General features: G+C 66.6%; 8 protein-coding genes. 4 read left to right on the top strand and 4 right to left on the bottom strand.

Features of this window, described 5'->3' with window-relative positions; genetic code table 11:
- A partial coding sequence (locus RMO40_RS00405; protein ID WP_309714862.1) for a LysR family transcriptional regulator occupies positions 1–296 on the bottom strand: 296 nt, incomplete at its 3' end.
- Positions 297–398: 102 nt separating this feature from the next.
- On the opposite strand from RMO40_RS00405, the gene RMO40_RS00400 reads away from it, so the two are divergent.
- Positions 399–1,406 carry a zinc-binding alcohol dehydrogenase family protein gene (locus tag RMO40_RS00400; RefSeq protein ID WP_309714860.1) on the top strand — a complete coding sequence of 336 codons (1,008 nt, stop codon included), beginning with the start codon at positions 399–401 and terminating at the stop codon, positions 1,404–1,406.
- A 66-nt stretch (positions 1,407–1,472) separates the two neighbouring features.
- Positions 1,473–2,579 (top strand): oxidoreductase, encoded by a 1,107-nt coding sequence (locus tag RMO40_RS00395; protein ID WP_309714858.1) that lies wholly within the window; start codon positions 1,473–1,475, stop codon positions 2,577–2,579.
- Here RMO40_RS00395 and RMO40_RS00390 read toward each other — a convergent pair.
- Together RMO40_RS00390 and RMO40_RS00385 are read right to left on the bottom strand one after the other, a co-directional pair.
- A complete protein-coding gene (locus tag RMO40_RS00390; protein ID WP_309714856.1) occupies positions 2,576–3,160 on the bottom strand; it encodes an MOSC domain-containing protein in 585 nt (194 codons plus the stop codon). The genes RMO40_RS00395 and RMO40_RS00390 overlap by 4 nt on opposite strands.
- A 27-nt stretch (positions 3,161–3,187) precedes the next feature.
- Entirely contained in the window at positions 3,188–3,988 is an 801-nt protein-coding gene (locus tag RMO40_RS00385; protein ID WP_309714855.1) for a substrate-binding domain-containing protein, read from the bottom strand.
- A 259-nt stretch (positions 3,989–4,247) separates the two neighbouring features.
- Between RMO40_RS00385 and RMO40_RS00380 the strand changes: the two genes are divergently transcribed.
- On the top strand, positions 4,248–6,113 hold the full coding sequence (locus RMO40_RS00380; protein ID WP_309714853.1) for a phosphoenolpyruvate carboxykinase (GTP): 1,866 nt from the start codon (positions 4,248–4,250) through the stop codon (positions 6,111–6,113).
- A gap of 71 nt (positions 6,114–6,184) precedes the next feature.
- Here the strand turns inward: RMO40_RS00380 and RMO40_RS00375 are convergent, their stop codons facing one another.
- Positions 6,185–6,433: a hypothetical protein gene (locus RMO40_RS00375; RefSeq protein WP_309714851.1), complete on the bottom strand. Its 249-nt coding sequence runs from the start codon at positions 6,431–6,433 to the stop codon at positions 6,185–6,187.
- A 139-nt stretch (positions 6,434–6,572) separates the two neighbouring features.
- On the opposite strand from RMO40_RS00375, the gene RMO40_RS00370 reads away from it, so the two are divergent.
- Positions 6,573–7,514, top strand: coding sequence for a LysR substrate-binding domain-containing protein (locus RMO40_RS00370; RefSeq protein WP_309714849.1), 942 nt, complete (start codon positions 6,573–6,575; stop codon positions 7,512–7,514).
- Positions 7,515–7,646: the final 132 nt, after the last annotated feature.

The following is a 7,646-nucleotide window of genomic DNA, read 5'->3' as shown; positions in this document are numbered from 1 at the left end:
ACCTCGCCTTCGAGCCGCTCGCGCTGCGCGCCCAGCAGCGAGCGGGCGTCGTCGAGCACCCCCAGGGCGCGCTCGGCGTGCTCGCGCAGCAGCTCGCCTTCGGGTGTGAGCCGCATCGAGCGGGTGGAGCGCTCGACCAGGCGCACCTTGAGCGCGGCTTCGAGCCGCTTCAGCGCGGCGCTGGCGGCGGCCGGGGTGAGGTTCAGCTGGCGCGCTGCGGCGCTCAGCGTGCCGGCTTCGGCCAGGCGCACAAAGAGCTGGAGCTGGGAGAGTTGCAGGTCGGCGGGCAGGTTCATCTTCAAAAGTTTGTTGAAGCTGATTGTGTTTGTGGGGTGATTATCAAACGGGAGGCTGGGTTTTACAGTCCAACCATCGAATCCAACCCCCGGAGTTATGAGATGAAAGCCGTTGCCTACCGCCAGTCCCTCCCCATCGACGCTGCCGAGTCGCTGATCGACGTGACCCTGCCCGAGCCCAGCCCCGGCCCGCGCGACCTGAAGGTGCGGGTGCACGCCGTGTCGGTCAACCCGGTCGACACCAAGGTGCGTGTGCGCGCCGCACCGCCGGCCGGTGAGCACAAGGTGCTGGGTTGGGACGCCGCCGGCATCGTCGAGGCGGTGGGCCCGCAGGTCACGCTGTTCAAGCCCGGTGACCGGGTCTGGTATGCCGGTGACATCACCCGAGCGGGCAGCAATGCCGAGCTGCAGTGTGTGGATGAGCGCATCGTCGGGCGCATGCCGGCGTCACTCTCGTTTGCGCAGGCGGCGGCGCTGCCGCTGACCGCCATCACCGCCTGGGAGGTGTTGTTCGACCGCCTGGAGGTGAATGACAAAACCCAGGGCGCCTTGCTGATCGTCGGCGCCGCCGGTGGGGTCGGGTCGATCATGACGCAGCTGGCGCGCCAACTCACGGGTTTGACCGTGATCGGCACCGCCTCGCGCGCCGAGACCCAGGCCTGGGTGCGCGAGCTGGGCGCCCACCACGTCATCGACCACACCCTGCCGCTCACGGCCGAGCTGCAGCGCATCGGCCTGCCGAGCGTCAGCCACGTGGCCAGCCTCACGCAGACGCATTTGCACTACGCCGAGATCGTCAAGGCGCTGGCGCCGCAGGGCCGCCTCAGCCTGATCGACGACCCGGCCGTGCCGCTCGACGTGATGCTGCTCAAGGGCAAGAGCCTGTCGCTGCGCTGGGAGTCGATGTTCACCCGCTCGATGTTCCAGACGCCCGACATGCAAGCCCAGCACGATCTGCTCACGCGGGTGTCGCAGCTGGTCGACGAAGGGCGCATCCGCAGCACGCTGGGCGAGCACTTTGGTGCGATCAACGCCGCCAACCTCAAACGCGCGCATGCCTTCATCGAGAGTGGCGTGGCGCGCGGCAAGGTGGTGCTCGAAGGCTTTTGACCTTGCGCAAGCGGCCTTGACCTGGCCTCCCTACCATCCCGCATCCACACACGCAGAGCCACCCCCATGCCTTCCTTGTTCGAACCCACCCGCATCGGCGACATTGCCGTCACCAACCGCATCGTCATGGCCCCGCTCACGCGCAACCGCGCGGCGGCGAACCAGGTGCCGTCGGAGCTGGCCGTCACCTACTACGCCCAGCGTGCCAACGCCGGCCTGATCGTCACCGAGGCGAGCCAGATCAGCCCCGAAGGCCAGGGCTACCTCGACACACCCGGCATCTACAGCCCCGAGCAGATCGCCGGCTGGAAGAAGGTGACCGATGCGGTGCACGCGCAGGGCGGCAAGATCGTGATCCAGCTCTGGCACGTGGGGCGCGTGTCGCACGTGAGCCTGCAGCCGAACGGCCAGGCGCCGGTGTCGTCGACCGCGCGCGTGGCCCAGGGCAAGACATTCATCAAAGGCGGCTTTGCCGACACCTCCGAGCCGCGCGCCTTGCGGCTCGATGAAATTCCGGGCTTGATTGCTGCGTACCGCCAGGCCGCGCGCAACGCCATCACGGCGGGCTTCGACGGGGTGGAAGTGCACGGCGCCAACGGCTACCTGCTCGACCAGTTTTTGCGCGACAGCATCAACGACCGCACCGACGCGTATGGCGGCTCGATCGAAAACCGCTCGCGCCTGCTGCTCGAAGTGATGCAGGCCGTGGTGGCCGAGATCGGCGCCGGCCGCACCGGCCTGCGCCTGAGCCCGGTCACCCCCAGCAACGACGCGGGGCAAGACAGCCAGGCGCAGACCTTGTTCAACCATGTGGTGGAGCAGCTTGCGCCGCTCAAGCTCGCCTTCTTGCACCTCATCGAAGGCCAGACCGGCGGTGCGCGCGACGTGGCACCGTTCGACTACGAAGCCCTGCACCGGCTGTACAAGGCCAACCACCCCGCCGGCGCCTGGATGGTCAACAACGGCTACAACCGGCAGATGGCGATGGACGTGGTGGCGAGCGGCGCGGCCGACCTGGTGGCTTTCGGCCGGCCTTTCATCAGCAACCCCGACCTCGTACGCCGCCTGAAGGAAGACGCGCCCTTGAATGCGCTGAAGCCGGCGCTGTTGTACGGCGGTGGGGCAGAGGGTTACACCGACTACCCGACGCTCGAAGGCGCCACGACCGCCTAACGTTTGTGCGCGGCATTCAGCCGCGCGCGGAACAGCTCCTGGATGCCCACCTCGCGTGGGCCCGGGATCAGCTCGAACTGCTCCCCCGCCTGCAGCGTGCCGGCCACCCGCACCGCCAGATAGAAGCCGCACCAGCCGTTGGCCGCCATCAGCTTGGTGGCCTGGTTGAAACCCATCGCGGCGTTGAACTTGAAGCAGGGGAAACGCGGCTCGCTGACCGCCAGCTCGCAGTGCGGAAAGCGCAGCACGTCGCCGATCCAGACCTGGTTTTCCAGCAGACCCGCGAGGGTGAGGTTTTCGCCCAGGCTGCCCCGCGGCAGGGCTTCATCCCACAGCGCCACCTTGGCCTGGGCGCGCACCGTCTGCCAGAAGGGATAGTGCTCGGAGGGGTAGGCGTAGACCGCCTTGGAGAGGCCGCCGTGCACCGTGAGGTCGGCTTGTTCGTCGCCCGCCAAACCGAGCGGCTTGACGGCAACCGGCTGCGCCACCGGCAGCTTGCCGATGGCTGTCATGACCTTGCGTCCGTTGATCACGACCTCGCGGGCCAGGCTGACGTTGACGCTGATCAGGGTGTGCGGCATGGCGGGAATCATGCCGCATCGTTGGCGCTAGCGCGGCGCGGGTCGCCAGCCGCGCAGGCTGCCCGCGACGCGCCGGCCCTGCGGGCCACCCACCCATTGCCCAAACAGCTTGGCCGCCGGGTGGTTGACGCGGAAGGAGCGCATCACATGCACCTCGTTCACCATGCGTGCGTCGCCCTCGACCATGATCGCCAGCGGCTTGCGGCCACGCGCCACCCACACGCCCCGTTCCACCAGGGTGTAGGCGTTCTCGGCGATGGCCTGTTGCAGCGGGTCGGCCTTGCTTTCGACGAACCAGGGCGCCGCCGGTGACACCTTGGCCGCGCGCCACAGTGCCAGCGAACCGACATGCGCGCCGCTGCCATTGGGACCGCCGATGAAGCGGGCTTTTGCGTCGGCGATCCTGGCCAGCGCGAAGGCGATGTCGGGTTCCTTGGCCACGCCGACCGGGTCCTTGGCCTTCTTGCCGACACCTTCGAGTGGGCCGACCAGCACGAAATCGCCTGTCGCGACCAGACGGCGGTCATGGGCCAGGCCCTGCTTCTCGAGCTTCAGCTCGAGCTCCGGCGCATTGGTCATGGCGGCGTCGATCTCGCCGCGCTCCAGGGTGTCGAGCAGGTAGGCGCTCAAGCCCGGCACGAGCTGCACCGCCACCCCGGTGTCACGGCCGAAACCTTTCTGAAACTGGCTCGCCAGACCCGAATCGATCAGGGCCCGCTCGACGCCCAGGCGCATCGGGTCGGTTAGCGATTTGCGCTGCGCAGCGTGGGCGGCGGGCCAGGCAGAAGCGGCCAATGCGGCCAGGATGGAGCGGCGATCAAGCGTCATTCGATGATCTTAAGGCGGTGATGACGCCCGGCGCCCGGCCGCTTTCACCCGCCCTGCGGCACAAGTTCACAACACCGCGGCATAGCTGCATGCAAAAGTTGCATGACCCCCTAAGACCCGGTGGTTACAGCGCGATTACATTGAGATGACAATCTTTTCGGATGTCCGTGCGGCATGGGGCGAGCCCCCTCTGAACCTGTCTTCAGGTGAACAAAGAGGCTCGCCCGATCCCGCTTTAACTTTGATGATTGGACTGACCATGAACCGACCCGTGATGGAGGGCTTGCGCTTGAACGTGCCCGCCTATGTCAAACATGCCCGCCTGGTTGCCTGGGTGGCCGAGGTGGCTGCGCTCACCGAAGCACGCGACGTGTACTGGTGTGACGGCAGCAAGGAAGAGTACGACCGCCTGTGCGCCCAGCTTGTGGCCGCCGGCACCTTCAAGAAGCTCAAACCCGAGCTGCGCCCCAACAGCTACCTGGCGTGCAGCAGCCCGAGCGACGTGGCGCGTGTCGAAGACCGCACCTTCATCTGCAGCGAGAAAAAAGAAGACGCCGGCCCCACCAACAACTGGATGGCCCCGGCCGAGATGCGCGCCTTGCTGCAAACCGGGGACGCCGCCCTGTTCAAAGGCAGCATGCGCGGTCGCACGTTGTATGTGGTGCCGTTCAGCATGGGCCCGCTGGGTTCACCGATCGCGCACATCGGCGTGGAACTGTCTGACAGCCCGTATGTGGCTGTCAACATGAAGATCATGACCCGCATGGGTCGTGCGGTGCTCAACGTGCTGGGTGAAGACGGCGTCTTCGTGCCCTGCGTGCACACCGTGGGCGCCCCGCTCGAAGCCGGCCAGAAAGACGTGGCCTGGCCGTGTAACACCACCAAGTACATCGTCCACTACCCCGAGACCCGCGAGATCTGGAGCTACGGTTCCGGTTACGGCGGCAACGCGTTGTTGGGCAAGAAGTGCCTGGCCCTGCGCATCGCCTCGACCATGGGCCGCGACCAAGGGTGGCTGGCCGAGCACATGCTGCTGCTGGGCGTGACCAGCCCCGAAGGCAAGAAGCACCACGTGGCGGCTGCTTTCCCGAGCGCCTGTGGCAAGACCAACTTCGCGATGCTGATCCCGCCGGCCGGCTTTGAAGGCTGGAAGGTCACCACCATCGGCGACGACATTGCCTGGATCAAGCCCGGCAAAGATGGCCGCCTGTACGCCATCAACCCCGAAGCCGGTTACTTCGGTGTGGCCCCCGGCACCAACACCAAGACCAACTCCAACTGCATGGACAGTTTGAAGCGCGACGTGATCTTCACCAACGTGGCGCTCACCGACGACGGCGACGTGTGGTGGGAAGGCATGACCGACACGCCGCCCGCGCACCTGATCGACTGGCAAGGCAAGGACTGGACGCCCAAGATCGCCAAGGAAACCGGCGCCAAGGCCTCGCATCCCAACGCCCGCTTCACCGTGGCCGCCATCAACAACCCGGCGCTCGACGCCGAGTGGGACAACCCGGCGGGTGTGCCGATCGACGCCATCATCTTCGGCGGCCGCCGCTCGACCACCGTGCCGCTGGTGACCGAAGCGCGCAACTGGGTCGAAGGTGTTTACATGGCCGCGACCATGGGCTCCGAGACCACCGCCGCCGCTGCCGGCCAGCAAGGTGTGGTGCGCCGTGATCCGTTCGCCATGCTGCCCTTCATGGGCTACAACATGAGCGACTACTTCCAGCACTGGCTCAACCTGGGCAAACGCCTCGAAGCCGAAGGCGGCAAGCTGCCCAAGGTCTACTGCGTCAACTGGTTCCGCAAGGGCGATGACGGGAAGTTTGTCTGGCCGGGTTACGGCGAGAACATGCGTGTGCTGAAGTGGATGCTAGAGCGCGTCGAAGGCCAGGGCCAGGGCGTCGAAAACATCTTCGGCGTGAGCCCGCAGTACAAAGACCTGAGTTGGAAGGGGCTGGACTTCAGCCAGGCCCAGTTCGACCAGGTGACCGACATCGACAAGGCCGCTTGGCGTGCCGAGCTCGACCTGCACGCCGAGCTGTTCACGCAGCTGGCGTACCACCTGCCGGCCGAGCTGACGGCGACCAAGGCCAGGCTGGAAAAGCGTTTGGCGGCCTGATCAGCTTCTAACGCCCACAAAAAAGCCCGCTTCGTGCGGGCTTTTTGTTGGTCGCTCGGTGACGGGCGAAATCAATTGCCGTAAAGCATTTCGTGGCGGTCGGCCGCGGCATACAGCTCCGAGGCGAAGCGCGGGTCGGCGCTCTCGTAGCGGTGGGCCATGGCGCGAACGCGTGCGGCTTCACGCGATGGGTAGCGGGGTGCGGCAGGACGGGGCCGGTTGAACAGCGCGATGACGGCGGCAAACAACTCGCCCAGCGGTGCGGCAAAACGCGGCGCGGTGCGGGTTTGGGGAACTTGGAGGCTGATGGTGTTGCTCATGGTGTGCTCCTTCGGGGCATCTCTGTCGCCCCACTTGGAGCGTCATTGAGGGCAATCATAAGGGTTAACACTAGTGTCTGCCCAATCAAGAATGTGAATCCGTGATATTCACCGCGCAAATGTCTTGGTACAAGGGCGCATGAACTTCCAGACCCTCGACCTGAACTTGCTGCGGGTGTTCGACGCGGTGATGTCAGAGCGCAACCTCACCCGCGCCGCCTCGCGCTTGGCCCTTACCCAGCCGGCGGTGAGCAATGCCTTGCGGAGATTCAGGGAGTCTGTCGGTGAGGAGCTGCTCACTCGCGTGACCCACGGGGTGGTGCCGACCCCCTACGCCGAAATGTTGTGGCCCGAGGTGCAGGCGGCTTTGGCCCAGCTGCGCGCCGTGCTCGACCCCGGTGACTTCGACCCGCAGCGCGACAGCATCAACTTCCGCCTGGCGATGGCCGACGCCACCGCCGCGGTGCTGTTGCCGCCCTTGGTGGCGCACATCGAAGCAAGCCAGGCGCTGGTCAACCTGCGGGTGTTGCCGCTGACCACGCGTGACCCGCGTGCGCTGCTCGAGCGCGGCGAGGCCGACGTCGCGGTGGGTTACTTCCCCGAAGCGGTGGCCGAGCTGGCGACGCGCGGTCAGCAGAGCGCGCTGCACCATCAGCGCCTGGGCGAAAGCGAATACGTGTGTGTGATGCGTTGCGGCCACCCGCTGGCCGAGGGCGAGTTGACGCTCGACGACTTTTGCGCCGCGCACCACCTGCTGGTGAGCTTTTCAGGCCGGCCGCACGGTTTTGTCGATCAGGCCCTCACCGCGCTGAACCGCTCGCGGCGCATCGTGCTCACGGTCAACCAGTTTTTCACCGCCGGGCGGGTGGTGTCGCGCAGCGACCTGCTCACCGTGCTGCCGGCGTCGTTTGTCGACGCCACGGGCTACAGGGCGCAGCTGGTGGAGCGGCCCCTGCCGATGGCGATGGCACGCATCCACGTCGAGGCCATGTGGCACATGCGGCACGACCGGGTCAGTGCGCACCAGTGGTTGCGGCAACGTCTGGTCGAAGCCGCACGACCGCAGGCCGCGGCGGCGTGACAATCACGCCTAGACCCATTGCCCGAGACCGCCCATGTCTGCCCATTCCGACCTGACCGACGCCGAGTACGCCGAGCACGACGTGCTGCTCGCCGCCACGCCCGAGCCCCTCCAACCGGTCGACTCCGACAT

It is taken from the genome of Rhizobacter sp., assembly GCF_031412075.1.
Lineage (GTDB): Bacteria > Pseudomonadota > Gammaproteobacteria > Burkholderiales > Burkholderiaceae_C > Rhizobacter.
The sequence above is the reverse complement of the archived record's forward strand: the minus strand, read 5'-3'. Positions and strand labels throughout refer to the sequence as shown.